The organism is Bradyrhizobium sp. UFLA05-125, from assembly GCF_059803515.1.
The window spans coordinates 30,850-46,993 of the sequence record NZ_JBANBJ010000046.1; the positions used below are offsets into that span (position 1 = coordinate 30,850).

General features: G+C 63.7%; 19 protein-coding genes. 13 read left to right on the forward strand and 6 right to left on the reverse strand.

Annotated features, from left to right (window positions below):
* Positions 1–115: 115 nt before the first annotated feature.
* Complete coding sequence (locus tag SO156_RS30735; protein WP_498537365.1) at positions 116–1,687, forward strand: S10 family peptidase; 1,572 nt, start codon at positions 116–118, stop codon at positions 1,685–1,687.
* Here SO156_RS30735 and SO156_RS30740 read toward each other — a convergent pair.
* Together SO156_RS30740 and SO156_RS30745 are read right to left on the reverse strand one after the other, a co-directional pair.
* Positions 1,677–3,062 carry a serine hydrolase domain-containing protein gene (locus tag SO156_RS30740; RefSeq protein WP_498537366.1) on the reverse strand — a complete coding sequence of 462 codons (1,386 nt, stop codon included), beginning with the start codon at positions 3,060–3,062 and terminating at the stop codon, positions 1,677–1,679. The two genes, SO156_RS30735 and SO156_RS30740, sit on opposite strands and share 11 nt — an antisense overlap.
* 111 nt (positions 3,063–3,173) lie before the next feature.
* Positions 3,174–3,719: a tetratricopeptide repeat protein gene (locus tag SO156_RS30745; RefSeq protein ID WP_458145555.1), complete on the reverse strand. Its 546-nt coding sequence runs from the start codon at positions 3,717–3,719 to the stop codon at positions 3,174–3,176.
* A 259-nt stretch (positions 3,720–3,978) separates the two neighbouring features.
* Here SO156_RS30745 and SO156_RS30750 point away from each other — a divergent pair, with 259 nt between their 5' ends.
* The 4 genes from SO156_RS30750 to SO156_RS30765 all read left to right on the forward strand — a co-directional run bounded on the left by SO156_RS30750 (position 3,979) and on the right by SO156_RS30765 (position 6,386).
* Positions 3,979–4,347 (forward strand): His-rich protein BRANT, encoded by a 369-nt coding sequence (locus tag SO156_RS30750; RefSeq protein WP_498537367.1) that lies wholly within the window; start codon positions 3,979–3,981, stop codon positions 4,345–4,347.
* 203 nt (positions 4,348–4,550) lie between these two features.
* Positions 4,551–4,973 (forward strand): hypothetical protein, encoded by a 423-nt coding sequence (locus SO156_RS30755; protein WP_458145557.1) that lies wholly within the window; start codon positions 4,551–4,553, stop codon positions 4,971–4,973.
* Between the two features lie 287 nt (positions 4,974–5,260).
* Positions 5,261–5,968, forward strand: coding sequence for an outer membrane protein (locus tag SO156_RS30760; RefSeq protein ID WP_458145558.1), 708 nt, complete (start codon positions 5,261–5,263; stop codon positions 5,966–5,968).
* 178 nt (positions 5,969–6,146) lie between these two features.
* Positions 6,147–6,386 (forward strand): hypothetical protein, encoded by a 240-nt coding sequence (locus SO156_RS30765; protein WP_458145559.1) that lies wholly within the window; start codon positions 6,147–6,149, stop codon positions 6,384–6,386.
* A 9-nt stretch (positions 6,387–6,395) separates the two neighbouring features.
* Here the strand turns inward: SO156_RS30765 and SO156_RS30770 are convergent, their stop codons facing one another.
* A complete protein-coding gene (locus SO156_RS30770) occupies positions 6,396–6,650 on the reverse strand; it encodes a hypothetical protein (RefSeq protein WP_458145560.1) in 255 nt (84 codons plus the stop codon).
* 290 nt (positions 6,651–6,940) lie between these two features.
* On the reverse strand, positions 6,941–7,330 hold the full coding sequence (locus SO156_RS30775) for a hypothetical protein (RefSeq protein ID WP_498537368.1): 390 nt from the start codon (positions 7,328–7,330) through the stop codon (positions 6,941–6,943).
* 103 nt (positions 7,331–7,433) lie between these two features.
* On the opposite strand from SO156_RS30775, the gene SO156_RS30780 reads away from it, so the two are divergent.
* The 3 genes from SO156_RS30780 (at position 7,434) to SO156_RS30790 (ending at position 10,033) form a co-directional block, all read left to right on the forward strand.
* Positions 7,434–7,598, forward strand: a complete 165-nt coding sequence (locus SO156_RS30780; protein WP_458145562.1) for a hypothetical protein — start codon at positions 7,434–7,436, stop codon at positions 7,596–7,598.
* Positions 7,599–7,699: 101 nt separating this feature from the next.
* Positions 7,700–8,185: a GNAT family N-acetyltransferase gene (locus tag SO156_RS30785; RefSeq protein ID WP_498537369.1), complete on the forward strand. Its 486-nt coding sequence runs from the start codon at positions 7,700–7,702 to the stop codon at positions 8,183–8,185.
* Positions 8,186–8,335: 150 nt separating this feature from the next.
* Positions 8,336–10,033, forward strand: coding sequence for a methyl-accepting chemotaxis protein (locus SO156_RS30790; RefSeq protein ID WP_498537370.1), 1,698 nt, complete (start codon positions 8,336–8,338; stop codon positions 10,031–10,033).
* A gap of 199 nt (positions 10,034–10,232) precedes the next feature.
* Here the strand turns inward: SO156_RS30790 and SO156_RS30795 are convergent, their stop codons facing one another.
* On the reverse strand, positions 10,233–10,466 hold the full coding sequence (locus SO156_RS30795) for a hypothetical protein (RefSeq protein ID WP_498537371.1): 234 nt from the start codon (positions 10,464–10,466) through the stop codon (positions 10,233–10,235).
* A gap of 48 nt (positions 10,467–10,514) precedes the next feature.
* On the opposite strand from SO156_RS30795, the gene SO156_RS30800 reads away from it, so the two are divergent.
* The gene (locus SO156_RS30800; RefSeq protein WP_498537372.1) at positions 10,515–10,745 is read left to right on the forward strand and encodes a hypothetical protein; all 231 of its coding nucleotides are present in this window, start codon (positions 10,515–10,517) and stop codon (positions 10,743–10,745) included.
* Positions 10,746–10,759: 14 nt separating this feature from the next.
* Here SO156_RS30800 and SO156_RS30805 read toward each other — a convergent pair whose 3' ends face one another.
* Positions 10,760–11,491: a dienelactone hydrolase family protein gene (locus SO156_RS30805; protein ID WP_498537373.1), complete on the reverse strand. Its 732-nt coding sequence runs from the start codon at positions 11,489–11,491 to the stop codon at positions 10,760–10,762.
* 97 nt (positions 11,492–11,588) lie between these two features.
* Between SO156_RS30805 and SO156_RS30810 the strand changes: the two genes are divergently transcribed.
* The 4 genes from SO156_RS30810 to SO156_RS30825 all read left to right on the forward strand — a co-directional run bounded on the left by SO156_RS30810 (position 11,589) and on the right by SO156_RS30825 (position 16,055).
* A complete protein-coding gene (locus tag SO156_RS30810; protein WP_498537374.1) occupies positions 11,589–12,305 on the forward strand; it encodes a class I SAM-dependent methyltransferase in 717 nt (238 codons plus the stop codon).
* A gap of 100 nt (positions 12,306–12,405) precedes the next feature.
* A complete protein-coding gene (locus SO156_RS30815) occupies positions 12,406–14,244 on the forward strand; it encodes an outer membrane protein assembly factor BamB family protein (RefSeq protein ID WP_498537375.1) in 1,839 nt (612 codons plus the stop codon).
* Between the two features lie 314 nt (positions 14,245–14,558).
* Positions 14,559–14,732, forward strand: a complete 174-nt coding sequence (locus SO156_RS30820) for a hypothetical protein (protein WP_458145570.1) — start codon at positions 14,559–14,561, stop codon at positions 14,730–14,732.
* Positions 14,733–15,329: 597 nt separating this feature from the next.
* On the forward strand, positions 15,330–16,055 hold the full coding sequence (locus SO156_RS30825) for an acyltransferase family protein (protein ID WP_498537401.1): 726 nt from the start codon (positions 15,330–15,332) through the stop codon (positions 16,053–16,055).
* Positions 16,056–16,144 lie beyond the last annotated feature (89 nt).

Here is a 16,144-nt window from a genome sequence, read left to right on the forward strand (position 1 = left end):
GCGGTTCTTGTCGAGCGTGACCCTGCGCCATAGCAAACGGTCAATAGGCCGTGATGCCGCGCCATTGTCGCAATCTTGTGCTACAGCCTGTAGCGGATAACAGGGAGTAAGCAGCGTGATCATCATATCGCCGGCGCTTCGCCGTGGGGGGCTTTTGCTGGCGCTCCTCGCCTTTGCCACGCTCGGCCCGGCCCAGGCAGACGACCCGCCGCAGCGTCCCGATGCCGCGACGCCCGCTGGCCAAAAGGGCGGTGGGCGCGGCGGCAACGCGCAAAATGCGCAGCAAAATCCCCCGGCAACGGCCGAGCAACATCGCCTGCCGCCGGACTCCACCACCAGGCAGACGCTCGAGCTGCCTGGCAGGACGCTCGCCTTCGCCGCGACCGCAGGCTCGATCCGCGTGTTCGACGACAAGGGCGAGCCGCAGGCCGAGATCGCCTACACCTCTTATCAGCTCGACGGTACCGACCGCGCAACGCGGCCGGTCACGTTCTTCTTCAACGGCGGGCCCGGCGCATCGTCGGCCTGGCTGCAGCTCGGCAATGCCGGTCCCTGGCGGCTGCCGATCAATGCCGACGAGGTCACGCCATCGACCTCTCCGGAGGTGAAGCCCAATGCGGAGACCTGGCTCGATTTCACCGACCTCGTCTTCATCGATCCGGTCGGGACCGGCTATAGCCGCTTCATCGCGACCGGCGAGGATGTCCGCAGGCGGTTCTATTCCGTCGACGGCGACGTCAGCGCGCTCGCGCTGGTGATCCGCCGCTGGCTCGAGAAGCACGACCGGCTGCTGTCGCCGAAATATGTCGCGGGCGAGAGCTATGGCGGCATTCGCGGGCCGAAGGTCGTGCGCCAGTTGCAGATGCAGCAGGGCGTCGGCGTCAAGGGCCTGATCATGATATCGCCTTTGTTCGACTTCCGCGAGTTCACCGGCACGAGCCTTCTGCAATACGTCGCAACGCTGCCGAGCTATGTCGCGACCGTGCGCGAAGCCAAGGGGCCGGTGAAGCGGGCCGATCTCGCCGATGTGGAAGCCTATGCGCGCGGGGAGTTCCTGGCCGACCTCGTCAAAGGCGAGGCGGACAGGGAGGCGGCCACGCGTCTGGCCGATAGGGTCGCCGCGCTGACCGGCATCGACCAGGCGGTGAGCCGCAGGCTCTCGGGCCGTTTCGACGTCGGCGAATTCCGCCGCGAGCTCGACCGCAAGAACGGCAAGGTGACCGGCCGCTACGATGCCTCCGTGCGTGGCTTCGACCCTTATCCGGATTCCAGCAGCTCCCGCTTCGGCGATCCCTCGGGCGACACGCTTCAGGCGCCGCTGACCAGTGCCGCTGTCGATCTCCTCACGCGCAAGCTGAACTGGCGGCCGGACGGCTCCTATGAGGTGCTCAACGGCGCAGTCGAACGGGCCTGGGATTTCGGCCACGGCATCAATCCCGCGCAGTCGGTGTCTGAGCTGCGCCAGATCCTCGCAACGGACGCGAAGATGACGGTGTTGGTCGGACACGGCCTGTTCGATCTCGCCACGCCCTATTTCGGCTCGCAAATCGCACTCGACCAGTTGCCTGCCTTTGCGTCGGCGCCACGGGTGAAACTCGTGATCTATCCGGGCGGCCACATGTTCTATTCGCGCGATGCGTCGCGGCAGGCGTTCCGCGCCGAGGTCGAGGCGATGATCAAACAGTAGGCCGGCGTTTCCGCGGCGTATATTTGCGCGCGATCTCGCGGGCGATGACGCTCTCCGGCTTGACGTTGATGCCGGCAAGCCAGATGTCGCGGACCTTGCCGCGCTTGTCGCGGATACGGCGGACCGGCTCGCCATGGCTGGCGTAGCCGGCGGCTGCGGCGAAGGTGCCGGAATCGCGGCCGGTGACTTCGATCTCGGCCGCATCCATGAACGGATTGTTGAAGTGCGGATTGGCTACCACGACGCGGTTGCCCATCGGCACGAGATCAACCGCGCCCCAGATGGTCCACCAGCGGCCGGTCCAGTCGCGCACGCGCCGGTTGGGCGTCCCACGGTTCTGGAACGCGCGCAGGATCTGCATCGCGCCGTCCATCCAGATCGGCGCGGCGCCGTCGATGCAGTTGCTCAGCATCGTGATCGCGAGCTCGCAGGCCGGAATAGAGCACGTCCTTGAGACGTAGCCTTGGAAGCCGCCGCTATGGCCGAACCAGTCCCAGCCGTCGTCTCTGCTGGCGTTGACGCCGAGACCGTAATAGCACTCGAAACTCTGCGGAATGCGCCAATGGTGCCGCGTCATTTCCCGTCGGCTCGCGACCGTCAGCACGCTCTTCCTTGAGTTGGGCGCAAGCTGCGCGAAGAAGCGGGCGGTGTCGGCTGCGGTTGCAACGAAGCCGGCAGCGGACGTCATCGCGTGGGTGAGGTTGTCGCCCGGGATCACGCAGCGCTCGCCGAGCGGCAGCTTGCGCGTGTGGCCGCGGGCGAACGGTGCGCCCTTGGCAAGCGGCGCGCTCGGCTCGGTTTCGCGCAGGCCGGCGGCTGCGATGACCTCGCGCTTGATCCAGGCGGGGTAGGGCTCTTTCGTGATGGCTTCGATCATGAGACCGATCAGGCCAAAGCCGTGATTGGAGTATTTGAAGCGCGTGCCGGGTTCGATCGCGGTAGGCATTTGCAGCTCCGCCAACAGTTCCTTCTCGTCCAGATAGGGACGGCTGTCGATGAACTGGCCAGAGTCGGCGCCGTCCCGCGTCAGGCCTGCGCTATGGGAGAGCAACTGGGCGATCGTCGTCTCGGCAACGCGCGGATGCAGGCCGTCGACATATTGGCCAACGGTGTCGTCGAGCCGCAGCTTGCGCTGCTCGCGCAGTTTCAGGATGCCGGCAGCTGTGAAGCTCTTGGAATGAGAGGCGATGCGAAAGCGGTGACGCGGCGTCAGCTTTTCGCCGGTGTCGAGATTGGCAATGCCAAACGCGTGCTCGGCGACGACTTCGCCACGGTGCGTGATCGCGATGATGAGCCCCGGCTGTTGCGATCCGATCAGTTGAAACTCGATCCATGAGCCGATGTAGTCGATTGCGGCTCGTAACCACGCATCCATTGCCCACCACACGCGAAGGAGAGGTCCTTCGCGAAAGCTAGCCGACAAGACAGAACCGGCGCAACCCCTGAGGGTTGCGCCGGTTCATCGCTCTCTGGATTGGCGCGGTGGTCAGTACACGAGCGTCGCGCCCGTCGGCTTGTCGAGCGCTGCTGCGAGCGAGCGATATTCTTCGCTGCTGGTGCCGGCGAGCGAGGCGATCTTGTTCAGATGATACTGCGCCTGTTCGCGGTTGCCCTGTTCGAGCTGCCAGAGTCCGTAATACTGCCAGGTGCGGACGTGGTTCGGATCGTCCTTGAGCGCCAGCTCGTAATAGATCTGCGACTGCTTGTAGTCGCCGAGCTTGCGATAGGAGTAGCCGATCAGGTTGGCGACGTCGGCGACGTCGTCGCGCTTGAGCGTCTTGAGCTGGTCGATCGCGTTCGCATAGTCGTGGCGATCGTAGATCGTGGTGTAGGCCGTGCGGTAGGCGGCGAGGAATTTGGGATCGCTGACGGAGGAGCTCTTCTTCTTTCCCTTTTTGGTCGACGTCGTATTCGATGACCCGGAGCCGGAGGGGCTATCGCTGCCATTGGCATAGGCGCTCTGGATTGCCGGCACGGCGACCAGCGTCACGCAGACGAGTGCCGGAACCAGAAGCTTTGCAACTTTGCTCATCTATCTCTCCCGTATGGAATGCGGCGATCCTACACGATTGCCTCAAGACGGGAACACCCGGGTTGCAAAAACATTCCCGGCCGACCGGCATCGCTCTCGCCGGCGCCCGGTTCTCCGGAACATGACAAAGTTGTCATCCAGATGAACGGAAGCGAACATTGCGCTTCAGAATGGGTTCAGCGCACCGCGCCTAACGTCTGCTCCATGATCGAAGGGTCGGCGAGGGCGCCGTCTCAAGATCCTTCAAGAGGAGACCACCATGTTGAAGACGATTTCCGCAGCCTTGCTCGCAGCTTCCGTCATCGCAGCCCCGGCCTTCGCCGCTGAAGCGGGCAAGACTGACACCAGCAAGACCGCAACACAGGCGCCGGTGATCAAGTCCGAACAGACGCAGTCGAAGACCGCGGTCAAATCCACTGCGAAGTCGGACGTCAAGTCGAAGGCGATGAATGCTAACGCCATGGTCGGACCCGAGCACACCAAGCACGTCCGCTCGCATCGCCATCACCACCAGATGGCGGCGGCCAAGTCTTCATCGGCCAAGGTCCCGTCGGGTACGACCCAGCCGAGCGTCGGTGCCAAGCCGACAGAGCCAGTGACCACTGGCAAGGCGAAGTCCGGCTACTGATAGGCGTAACTGATCCCGCGCGGTGGCGACCCACATTGCCCTGCCACCGCGCGCAGGGTTCAGGTCCGGCCCTACTGCCATTGCCTCGCGAAAGCGTGAGCGATGGTGGCGGGCCGGTTAAGCCGTTTGGTGGCGAGAAGCGAATTCCCTCGGCGCGACCTTGCGGCTAGAACAGCTTTGCGTCCGGTCGAGAGAGGGGAGTCGTGGGGGGATTGGCAAAACGCGCGAGCGTCCTGGTACTGCCGCTGGTGCTTGCGGCCTGTTTCGGCAGCGACGGCGGCCGGCCGTCCCTGGTGGACGATGCGGGAAATCCAGTGCAACAGCCGTTTCCGGACAATTTCCGCAGCGAGGCGCTCGCCATCATGCATAGCTATCTGAACGATCCGGTCGGTGTACGCGATGCTGCCATGGCGGATCCGGTGCTGCGAACGGTCGGCGGCCGGCCGTTTTATGTGAGCTGCCTGCACTTCACCCCGCGCGAGAGCGACGCCAGTTACAGGAGCATGCGCGAGCGGGCGATCGTCTATGTCAACGGACGCGCCGACCGGGTCATCGAACGGGCCGGCGAAATGTGCGCGGGTGCGGTTTACGCACCCTTTCCAGAACTGGAAAAGATGACGCGGTAGCACAAAGCACGTCTTCACAGACGCCTGCTAGGACAGGGGCGGCCGGAAGCCGTTGATCACATTTCGGGGAGCCTTGAACGGGGTTGCTTTTCCTTGCGACAAATCGTTACGGCAGTGTGCGCGCGAGCGAAAAAATCTGTCGTGACGAGGGAACGCCGAGGAACAAAAAGCCGTTGTTGCGGCCTCGTCACGGCACCCAGGGATCAAGGCTCCGGCATCGCCGCGAAGCAACCAAATTCAGGCCACGTTGTTTGCTGAGGGTGAATTCGAGATAACGGGGATCATCCATGAAGACGTTCTTGCTTGGCGCAGCTGCCGTGCTCGCGCTGGCAGCGCCAGCCGCCGCAGCCGACATACCGGCGCGGCCCTACACCAAGGCTCCGGCCTATACGCCGCCGCAGGTGATCTACAATTGGACCGGCTTCTACATCGGCGGCCATGTCGGCGGTGCGTTTGCCGGCGACAACACGTTCCAGTCGAGCGACGCCCGTTTCCTGGGCGGTGTGCAGGGCGGCTTCGACTACCAGTTCGCGCCCAATTGGGTGGTCGGTCTCGAGGCCCAGTACTCCTGGCTGCCGTCCAACAACAATGGCGTCCTGTTTCCGGCCAACACGCTCGTGACCTCCAACACCGACCAGCTCGGCTCGGTCACCGGCCGCGTCGGCTATACTTGGGGCCCGGCGCTCGTCTACGCCAAGGGCGGCTACGCCTGGCGCAACAATAATTTCGGCGCCAGCGTCGGCGGCGTGCCGACCGCAGTCACCACCACCGGCAACAACAAGGACGGTTACACCGTCGGTGCCGGCCTCGAATACATGTTCGCGCCGAACTGGTCGGCCAAGGCCGAGTACCAATATTATAATTTCGGCAGCACCACCGTCACCGCCGGCCCCGCCGACGTCGTCGGCGTCCGCGGCCGCGACGACGAGCATACCGTCAAGGTCGGCGTGAACTACCGCTTCGGCTGGGGCGGTCCCACGGCTACGCGCTACTGATCCGCAGGCAGCAAACGACAGACTGCAAAGGCCGGCTTCGCCGGTCTTTGTTTTTTGCGGAGCCGGTCTCACCAGCGTCATGGGCTAGCGGTAAAGCAAAAATAATTTTTGCCACTTACGGAACACGCGCGCCGGCGCGCGTTATTATGTGATTGCCGGGCTGGGTGGGATGACGAACATGCGTATCTTGGCGTCGGTGGTGATCTCGTTATTCGTCACGCTGCCGTGCTCGGCACAGACGATCCTCAAATCCGAACCGCTGGTCCTGGCGCCCTATGAGGTGGCTTTCGTGCAGGATTTCTCCTGCGGCCTCGGCCGGGTGCTGAAGGTCACCGGCGCGATCCGCGGCCTGCATCGGCGCAAGGCCTGCGTGGTGCTGTCGGGCGAGCAGGCATCTCTGGCGATCGCAACGCCCTGATGCGCGTCTTCACGAATTGAACTGCAGCTCCAACCGAGATTGCCGCTCGGCGTCCGCCTTGTTCTTGGCAGGATCCTCGCCGGGACCAGTGAGGCACGGCTTGATCTCGTAGTCATTGTCCAGGATGCGGCGCGGCCCCGGCCTGTCCTCGTCGGTGGCGACATCAACGACCAGGCCGCTCTGCTGCGCAATTTTCCAGACGTCTGCCTCGCTTGGGTAGGCCTTGCTGAGTTGGGCGTCGTTGCAAAACAGCGCGTAGGGCATCGGTTCTGCCTTTCGGAACTGCCTTAACGCTTGAGCGGATTAAGGGTTTCAGCATGGCTTCACCCTGCGGCGCCTGATCACGGATCCGTGAACGAGGCGTCGGGGTGTGAGTCGTAAACGAGTCCTGAATCCCAAAAAAAAGAATCCCTGGGACTCCTCGGCTGGAATCAGCGGATGTTTCTGGCCATGACGACCGGCCTGAAAACCTCCTGCGAGCACATGCTCCTGCCGCTCACGCTGGCGCTGTTTTGCGCCTGCGCGGCCAATCTGCTGCTGGTCTGGTCCTGGCTCTAATGGCTCGAGCTCCCGGCCGGCGGCCGGGGCGGGGGATTGTGGATGGCATCCCTGACCTTGGCGAGGGTCGACTGGCAAAACTCCTCGCGCTCGCGCTCGAAACGCTCCTGATGCTTGCGGAAATTGGCGACCCTGGCCTGCACTTCGCTGCGGAAATCGCCCGATCTCCTGGGCGGCGCGAGCTGGAAGGGCTGGGGCGCCGCTTGCGGCGGCTCGTCGACCTCACGAACGTCTTCGATCACCACCACGGAGGTGACCTCCACGGCAGTCGGAGGCGGCACAGGAGCAGGCCCCGCCAGGAACGACTCCTCCTTCCGCCCGGTCACGGATTGAACAAAGGCCAATGTCTGCGCGATCAGCGCATCGCGTTCCCTGATCCACTTCATGGTCTACCTCTGCGCGCACCCTATTCCAGCAAACCGGCTGCTCCGAATCAAGGCATGCTTGCAGGGGATTGCATATTTTTCCCGATCGCCCGAAACTGCGGCAATGAAACCGAAGGATGAATGGTCGGAAGAGGCCGAGGGCCTGAGCCTGGTGCGCGCCTTCCTGTTGCTGCCACCCGACAAGCGGCGCCTCGTGCTCAAATTCGCCGATGAGCTTGCGCGCGCACAGGAGCGCCACGAGGAGGGGACGGAAGCGTCCCCGACCTGAGCTAGATCGATCGGCGCTCGCGTTCAGGCTGTAGCCATTCCCTGCACAGCTTGCGCATTCGTGTGGCCTCGGCTCTTATCGGCGCCAAGACCGAGATGGAAATGGCCGAGATAGAGACGTACGTCGTCAACCCCGACACGCCCGAGATCGACATCTGTGCGCGCTGGCGCGCGGAGACGTTTTCGGTGCTCGAGGCGAGCGTTGAGCAGGAGCGACGCACGCTCAATCGCTTCGCGGCGGATCAGACGCGGCAGGTAGCCCTGATCGCCAAGCGTGGGATGGTGCCGGTCGGCACCTGCCTGCTGGTGCCCTCCGAGATCGAGCCCAATCACCAGGTCTCCCCGTGGCTTGCAGGATTGTTCGTGGCGCCCGAGCATCGGCGGCATGGGGCAGGCGCCGTTCTGGTGCGCGCGATCGAGGCAGAGGCCCGCCTGCGCGGCTTTGCGCGGATCTTTCTCTACACGATCGGCGCCGAGGGCTTCTATCAGCGGCTCGGCTGGGATCTCGTCGAGCACACCGACTGGAAGGGATTTGGGAAAACTGCCTTCATGTCGCGCTCGATCCGGTCGATGTCGCCGCAGCCATAGAAATCTTACGCGAAGCTTACAAAGCCGGCCCAAAAAGCTATTTTTCCGTAATTTTACGCGCGGCATATTGTATCAAATTTTAACGTCCGTGGGTTCCATTGGGTCCCGTGCCGGGAACGCTATCGAATGGCTCCAATCGGATGAATTGTGATGCGCCTTTTGAATGATCTGAAGATTGTCTTGAAAGTCGGCCTGATCGTTGCGGTGCTTGGCTGTGCACTCCTCGGGGTGGCCGCGTTCAGCGCCGTGCAGCTCTCTTCGACGGTCGATCGTTTTTCGGAGTTGACGGAAGCCGAAGCGGCGGCGCTGGGCCTGACCCGTGCGCAGCGACGGGCGGAAACCTATCATGCCGCGCTCTATGCCACGCTGACCGAGACCACCGAGGAAGGCAACGCCAGACGCCTGAGGACCGCGAGCGAGAACCGCGATCAGATCGCCGGCTTCCTCGCAGCCGCGATCAAGGAGGATGCGGGCCGTGCCGGCGAAATCCGCGCCATCGGCGACAAGCTGAAGGGCGTGTTTGCCGCTTGCGATCCGGTGCTCGAAGCCGGCGCCAAGGCGAGCACCACGGAGGAGAATGCGAAGGCGGCGGACCGCGCCCACAAGGAGTGCGATCCGGTGATGGATGCAGCGCTCTCCGATATCGCCAACTTCGCCGCACAGACGGCCGAACAGGTTGCCAAGCGCAGGCAGGGACTCGGCGCGGAGGCCAGCGCCTCGATCCGCACCGTGATCGGTGTCAGCGCGGGCGGCCTGCTGCTCGGTGTCATGATTGCACTCTTCATCGGCCTCAAGGCGATGTCGCAGCCGATCGCCCGCCTCAAGCTCGCGATGGAGGGGTTGGCGAGGAACGATCTCACCGCCGATGTGCCCGAGAAGGACCGTCGCGACGAGATCGGTGAGATGGCGAAGACGGTCGAGATCTTCAAGACCAACGCGGTCGAGGTCGAGCGGCTCAAGAAGGCGCAGGAGGAAGTCGAGCGGCAGGCTACCGCGCAACGTCGGCAGGACATGGTCAATCTTGCGGATGGTTTCGAGCGCGCGGTCGGCGAGATCATCGACACCGTCGGCTCCGCCTCCACCGAGCTCGAAGCGTCCTCCTCGACGCTGGCGAACACGGCGCAGCGTGCGCAGCAGCTGACGTCGGTCGTCGTGGCGGCCTCGGGTGAAGCCACCGGCAACGTCCAGTCGGTCGCCACCGCGACCGAGGAGCTGTCGTCCTCGGTCAACGAGATCAGCCGCCAGGTGCAGGAATCCGCGCGGATGGCGATCGATGCGGTGGGCCAGGCACGCTCGACGACCGAGCGGGTCAGCCAGCTCTCGACCGCGGCGACGCGGATCGGCGACGTCGTCGAGCTGATCAACACGATTGCGGGCCAGACCAATCTGCTTGCGCTGAACGCCACCATCGAGGCAGCGCGCGCGGGCGAGGCCGGCCGCGGCTTTGCGGTCGTCGCCTCCGAGGTCAAGTCGCTGGCCGAGCAGACTGCGAAGGCGACCGGCGAGATCAGCCAGCAGATTTCCGGCATCCAGACCGCCACCCAGGACTCGGTCACGGCGATCCGCGAGATCTCGGCGACCATCGAGCGGCTGTCGGAAGTGTCCTCGACGATTGCCGCGGCGGTGGAAGAGCAGGGCGCCGCGACGCAGGAGATCGCGCGCAACGTTCAGCAGGCCGCCCACGGTACCCAGCAAGTGTCCTCGAACATCGGCGACGTGCAGCGCGGCGCCGCCGAAACCGGCTCGGCCTCCTCGCAGGTGCTCTCGACCGCGAAGATGCTGGCGACCGACAGCAACCGGCTGAAGCTCGAAGTCGGCAAATTCCTGTCGACGGTGCGCGCCGGTTAGGTGTGGGGGGTGTGACCCGGCGGCCTTGTGCCGCCGGCGCCGCAGACCTTATGTCCCGATCAGCAAAGCCAACGCGACCGCGAACAGCATGCCAGTCGCGACGACGGCCGCGATCGCACCGGCGGTGATCTTGGCTCTCTCCTGGTTGGAATATGGGCGCATGGGATTGGCGTCGTTCCGCTCTTGGCGTGATCGCGCATCAGCATAATACGCTGCGCGCGGAGGCGAGATAGTCAGATAGCGCCGCAGGGTCCGTCGTCTGCCCGCCTATCGTTTCTCCCGCATACGCATGCAGGAATTCTGACACTGGCGCGTCGCCTCGGGCCAAATAATCGGACAGGAAGCGCTCCAAAATGCGGTAGGAATCCCACAAAGTGAGGACTTGCTCGAACTCTTCATCGGTGATCGCCCGGTAGGCCACTGATTTGTCCATCGCGCTTGGTCCATTAAGTCGCTTGATTACGGGTGGAGGTTCAAGCATTTGCAATGGAGGCGCGCCGCAGACGAGCGCGCGGTCTGGGTCCCCTGGCGCGGCATCCGCATTCAGAACTGGTACCGTCCGCTGAGCACCTACATGACGCTGCTGCTCGATCACGGGCTGACACTACGCCTGTTCGTCGAGCCCGCTCCTGTCGGCGGGGATCCTGAAAGGAACGCGTTGCGTCGCCGCGTACCGTATTTCCACATCATGGAGTGGCAGAAGCCGGCTTGAGGGCGCTGTATCGTCTAGCTGGCGAGCCGTGCCTGGAAGAACCGGCTGACGCGGTCGATCGCATCCGTCGTCATCGGATCGGTGTCGGAGAAGTCAAAGGCGTGCGGCTTGCCGGGATAGGGCACGAACTCCGCCTCCGCACCGACGGACTTCGCAAGTGCGATCAGCCTCTTTCCGTTCGCGATCGAAACGTTCTGGTCCGCCTCGCCATGTAGCTCGATCATCGGCGGCAGGTGCTTGACCTTGCCGGCCATCGCATCGGGCATGCCGCCATAGAGCACCGCGAGCGCGGCGATGCGGGCATCGCGTGCGGCGGTGTTGGCGGCGATGAAGCCGCCGAGCGAAAAGCCCAAGAGGCCGACACGCCCCGAACTGTCTGGTCGGCCCAGGATGCTCGTCACGGTCGCGGAGACCGTGTCGGACCAGCCATCGAACCGCGTCGTGTCATAGGCCTCGCGGCTTTCCTTGGTGCTCGTCTTCGAATGCAGCGCCGCAATGTCGGTCTCGGTCATGTAGCGGAGAAGATAGGCATCGATGCCTTTGGTCGACAGCGCGTCCGCATATCGCTGATAGGCGAGCGGCTTGATCTCGATTCCGCGCGAGCCGTGCAGCAGGATCACGGCGGGGCGTTTTCCGGATGCGTCCGCGGCGTGACGCGTCACGGCGTCATGACCGGGCTCGGCGCGCGCGGCAGGTGATAGCGTGAGCAGGGCCAGACCTGCGAGCGTGGTTCGTCGTGTGATCATCGCTCAGCTCTCTTCAGGATTCCGATCGGGGAGCGTCGCCTGTATAGTGCGCCTGCGACCGAAATTTGACCGTGCATTTGTCTCGAGGCCCTGTCCGATGATCCCAGATCGTCCGCCCGTGCTCGCCCACCAGCGCTTCGTCGCCGACCGCGAGAACTTTGCCGGTCTCGATCTCGCCGAACGGTTCGAGCGCATCGTCCGTACCAATCTGTGGGGCGCTTCGACCTCGGTGTCGGGGCTCGGCTCCCAAGACCCGGCCACCGCCGCGATCAAGGTAGCGCTGCCGCCTCTGCTCCGACGGCTCGGCGTGCGTTCGCTGCTCGATGCGCCCTGCGGAGATGCAGGCTGGATCGGCGGATGCGGACTCGATGTCGACTATATCGGCGTCGATATCGTGCCGTCGCTGATAGAAGGCAACCGCCGGCGGGTCGCACAGGGCGAGCTCCCGGGCCGTTTCATCAGCGCCGACATTACGCGCGATGACCTGCCTCGGGCCGATGTCATCCTGTGCCGGGATTGCCTGGTGCATCTGAGCTTTCAGAACATCTCCCGCGCCCTGGGGCGTTTCCGCGCCAGCGGCGCGCGTTTCCTCCTCGCCACCACGTTTGCGGAATGGCAGGACAACCTCGATTGCGAAGATGGCGACTGGCGCGCATTGAATCTCGAGCGGGCGCCGTTCGGCTGGCCGGCGCCGCTGGAGCTGATCAACGAGCGTTGCGAGGAGGGCGGAGGCGGCTGGCGGGACAAGAGCCTCGGGCTGTGGCGGCTCGCCGATCTCTCCGGTGAGACAGGAGACATTGCGAAGGCTGTGTGACTGATCACGCCGACGACGTCGGTTGCGCTCTTCGACGTCTTCGCACTACAATTGTCTTCGTGACGGGATTTTCGCTTCGCTGCTCTTGCCGGGGGGAACGATGAAGCTGAACGCGATCGTGGCCTTGTTGCTGATCTCCTGCGGCGCTCCTGCCATCGCGCAGGATGGCGCCGCGCTCTACGCAACACATTGCGCGCAGTGCCACGACAGCAGCGACGCGCAGAGCCGGGTGCCGCCTCGCAGCGCGATGCAGGCGATGTCATTCGAGCACGTGCTGGCCGCGCTTTCTACCGGCAGCATGGCCGCGATGGCGCAGGGGCGCAGCGATGACGAGCGCAGGGCCATCGCATCCTTCGTCACCGGCAAGGTGGCCGCGAGCGGCGGGGTTGCAGCGGCCGACGCGTCCGGCCGTTGCACGCAAGCCATCACCGCCTTTCCGCGAAGCATCGACGGGCCGCGCTGGAATGGCTGGGGCGCCGATCTCAACAACAGCCGCTTCCAGCCGGACGGGATGGCCGGGCTGACAGCCGAGCGGGTGCCGCATCTGACGCTGAAATGGGCGTATGCATTTCCCGGCGCGTCGCTCGCCTTTGCGCAGCCGACGATCGCCGGCGGGCTGTTGTTCGTCGGCGGCGCCGATCGCAAGGTGCGTGCACTCGATGCGAAGAGCGGCTGCACGGTGTGGACCTTTGCACCCGACCTCGCGGTCCGCGCGGCGATCAGCTTCGGGCAGGTCCCGGGCACGGATCAGTTCGCGATATTCTTCGGCGATGGCCGCGCCAATGTCTATGCCGTCGATGCGCTGACCGGCGCGCTGATCTGGAAAGTGAATGTTGAAGAGCACCCGGCTGCACGGATCACCGGCTCGCCGGTGCTTTATTCCGGCGTGCTTTACGTGCCGATCTCTTCGCTCGAGGAGGTGGCGGGATCGCAGCCGAATTACGAATGCTGCACGTTCCGCGGCAGCCTCGTCGCGCTGGAGGCTGCGACGGGAAAGCTGATCTGGAAGGCCTACACGATCCCCGAGGTGCCGCATCCGACGACGAGGAATGTGCGCGGCACGCAGCTCTATGGTCCGTCCGGCGCCGCCATCTGGTCAGCGCCGACGATCGACATCGAGCGGAAAGCGATCTATGTCGCAACCAGCAATTCCTATTCGAACCCGCCGGCAGCGACCAGCGATGCGGTGCTTGCGTTTGAGCTTGCGAGTGGACGGCTGCTCTGGAAGCAGCAGGCGTCGCCGAAGGATGCCTTCGTCGTGGCCTGCTTCACCGCCGACCAGACCAACTGTCCTGACGAACACGGGCCGGACCATGATTTCGGCCAGTCGCCGATCCTGGTGAAGCTGCGCGACGGCAAGCGCGTCCTCGTCATCGGCCAAAAGTCCGGCGTCGTGCACGCGCTCGATCCAGATAGCGAGGGCAAGATCCTCTGGCAGACGCGGATCGGGAAGGGCGGTCCGCTCGGCGGCACCGAATGGGGCTCGGCCGCAGACCAGGACCGCATCTATGTCGCGATCTCCGATGTGCGCTTCCTGCGCGACGGCACGCGGCGGCTCGACTCCACGCAAGGTGGCGGGCTGTTCGCGCTCGATCTTGCGAGTGGCAAGGTCTCGATGGAGGTGGCGCCGGTGCCCTGCGGCGAGCGCCCGCAATGCAGCCCGGCGCTGTCGGCCGCGATCAGCATCATTCCCGGCGTCGTGTTCTCCGGCGGCGTCAGCGGCTACTTGCGCGCCTATGCGACCGCGAATGCAAAACTGCTTTGGGAGTTCGACACCTCGCGCGACTACAAGGCCGTCAACGGCGTTGCGGCGTCAGGCGGTGCGATCGACGGCCCGGGCCCGGTGATCGTCGACGGCATGCTCTACACCAACTCCGGCTACGGCCAATGGAGCGGCGCCGCCGGCAACGTGCTGCTGGCGTTCGAGGTGGGGAAGTGAAGTTGGGGAGGCCCCGCGGCGCGTGAGCGGGGCGCAGCTGGATTCACATAAGCAAGTGCGGGAACCCGCGAAGCGGAGCAGCTTGCCGGAGTGCCGCTTCAACACCGGCGCGGACGTGCGGCCTCAGCATTAAGCCTCCACCAGGGCCCCCAGATGCTGAGGCCGTTTTTTTTGTGCTCGTCTCCGGACTGTCCTCCTGCGGGACGAACGCCAGTCGACATTATTTACGAGCTGTGAACCATGAAAAATGATCGGAAAATTTTAGCGAAACGATCTGCGGGCCCTTTGCGTCAGTTCTGCTGGAGGGTGCAGCGATGGTCACAGATGCAGGTTTCGACGAGCGTGAGAGCGAGATCGCCCGCTACAGGATTTTGGCGCAGGAGGTGACGGACCCGCTCGCCGCGCGTCTGCTGCACCACATCGTGATCGATCTCGAAGCCGCCCTGCTGCGCGATCGCGCCGCCGACGCAGTCAAGGCGGATGGATGAGGCGAGAAGGTTAGTATTCGGCCAGGAAGATGGTGCCGGCTGAGGATTGAACTATGCCGGTATCGATTTGATTTTATTGAAATAGCTGTGCGCGGTTAATCGATCCAACCAGCAAAACCACCGTCGCCGCGAAGCCGCTACCCTGCCGCATCGGGCCCAACCGGTCAGGCTGCGGTATCGATATGGCTGCAATTTTTCATGGTACCATGCAATGTTCTATTCAGGTGTATAACTGCGACAGATTGTCTCGCTCTTAGAATGCTGCTGGCAGCCGCCGAGGTTCCGTGGCATGCACTCGACCGCGCAACGCGCGCTGCATCCCGAAGTAATGAAGTCCCAAGTTTGAAGTCCGAAGTTCTGGCCCGCATGGGCTGGACGTGTTCGCGTTCGGAACGGCCACCGCCTTGGCGCCCCGGTGGTCCGATTAGGACAGGACTTCGCGTATGACCACCGCCGCTAATGCCGCCCGCAAGAGAGCGCGCGACGAACGCAACGCCGCAAATGCCGCGGCTTCCAGCATCAACCCCGCCGACATCAACGAACACACCCCGGCACTGATGCCCATCCCGGGTTACGGCCTCCTAACTTACGACGACACTGCCGTGCTTCTGCGCACGACCACGCAAGCAACCCTTTCCAATCAACGGGCCGACTTGGTCGTTGTTCTTCGAAATAATGATCAATGTCCTGTACGGTCTCATCGCTCGATTTCTAACGCTGCGCATGCTGGCGGCAGTGATTGGCGTAAGCCTGCTCTGGCTCGTCTATTGTGCGCAGTCTGCGATGACAGTCGGCTCGCTCGGCGTCTACTACGACCTCTTTTGGGGAGGTATCCCACGTACATCATTCTCGTTCTTTGTTGGGGTCGCAATCTTCAGACTGAGCACCCTTGGGAAAATTCCTACGATAAGAACTTCGCCTCTTGTGTTGGTCGCAACTATCCTGTTGCTCTTCGCCCCCAACTCAAGCGCAAATGCGAACAGCGCCTATTACGACCCAGCATGCGTCGTTGTCATCTTTCCGACCGTCATCGCGCTCGGGTACCAAAATGCTCCAACTGGCAATCTCGCGAAAATTGCAGCCATGAGTGGAGCACTTTCCTACCCGATATATCTTCTCCACTACCCATTTTACACTTGGTACGAGGCGCTTGGCTTCCTCCGACCGCGAACGTCAGTCGTGGCGGCCGCCATAGTCGTTCCCTTGCTGGCGCTCGCCGTGCTGAAGTTGTATGACGAGCCCGTGCGAGCATGGTTGACGAGAGCGCTGAGGGGGCGTGAACCGATGAGAGCGCAGCTCGCGGTCGCGCCGGATATCCAGTGAACACACATCAAGGACGCAAACTGCGACCGTGTACGGCGCCCCAGCGACGGCCTGCCTGAAGTGTTCGACGTTGGGAATGAGACAGGTTC

Bases quoted from the DNA above. Each gene is read 5' to 3' on its own strand.
- SO156_RS30785 (WP_498537369.1), top strand. From the start codon at position 7,700: ATGGCCGAGATAGAGACGTACGTCGTCAACCCCGACACGCCCGAGATC.
- SO156_RS30795 (WP_498537371.1), bottom strand. From the start codon at position 10,466: ATGGACAAATCAGTGGCCTACCGGGCGATCACCGATGAAGAGTTCGAG.
- SO156_RS30760 (WP_458145558.1), top strand. From the start codon at position 5,261: ATGAAGACGTTCTTGCTTGGCGCAGCTGCCGTGCTCGCGCTGGCAGCG.
- SO156_RS30745 (WP_458145555.1), bottom strand. From the start codon at position 3,719: ATGAGCAAAGTTGCAAAGCTTCTGGTTCCGGCACTCGTCTGCGTGACG.
- SO156_RS30765 (WP_458145559.1), top strand. From the start codon at position 6,147: ATGCGTATCTTGGCGTCGGTGGTGATCTCGTTATTCGTCACGCTGCCG.
- SO156_RS30750 (WP_498537367.1), top strand. From the start codon at position 3,979: ATGTTGAAGACGATTTCCGCAGCCTTGCTCGCAGCTTCCGTCATCGCA.
- SO156_RS30810 (WP_498537374.1), top strand. From the start codon at position 11,589: ATGATCCCAGATCGTCCGCCCGTGCTCGCCCACCAGCGCTTCGTCGCC.
- SO156_RS30815 (WP_498537375.1), top strand. From the start codon at position 12,406: ATGAAGCTGAACGCGATCGTGGCCTTGTTGCTGATCTCCTGCGGCGCT.
- SO156_RS30770 (WP_458145560.1), bottom strand. From the start codon at position 6,650: ATGCCCTACGCGCTGTTTTGCAACGACGCCCAACTCAGCAAGGCCTAC.
- SO156_RS30820 (WP_458145570.1), top strand. From the start codon at position 14,559: ATGGTCACAGATGCAGGTTTCGACGAGCGTGAGAGCGAGATCGCCCGC.
- SO156_RS30780 (WP_458145562.1), top strand. From the start codon at position 7,434: ATGAAACCGAAGGATGAATGGTCGGAAGAGGCCGAGGGCCTGAGCCTG.
- SO156_RS30775 (WP_498537368.1), bottom strand. From the start codon at position 7,330: ATGAAGTGGATCAGGGAACGCGATGCGCTGATCGCGCAGACATTGGCC.
- SO156_RS30740 (WP_498537366.1), bottom strand. From the start codon at position 3,062: ATGGATGCGTGGTTACGAGCCGCAATCGACTACATCGGCTCATGGATC.
- SO156_RS30790 (WP_498537370.1), top strand. From the start codon at position 8,336: ATGCGCCTTTTGAATGATCTGAAGATTGTCTTGAAAGTCGGCCTGATC.
- SO156_RS30805 (WP_498537373.1), bottom strand. From the start codon at position 11,491: ATGATCACACGACGAACCACGCTCGCAGGTCTGGCCCTGCTCACGCTA.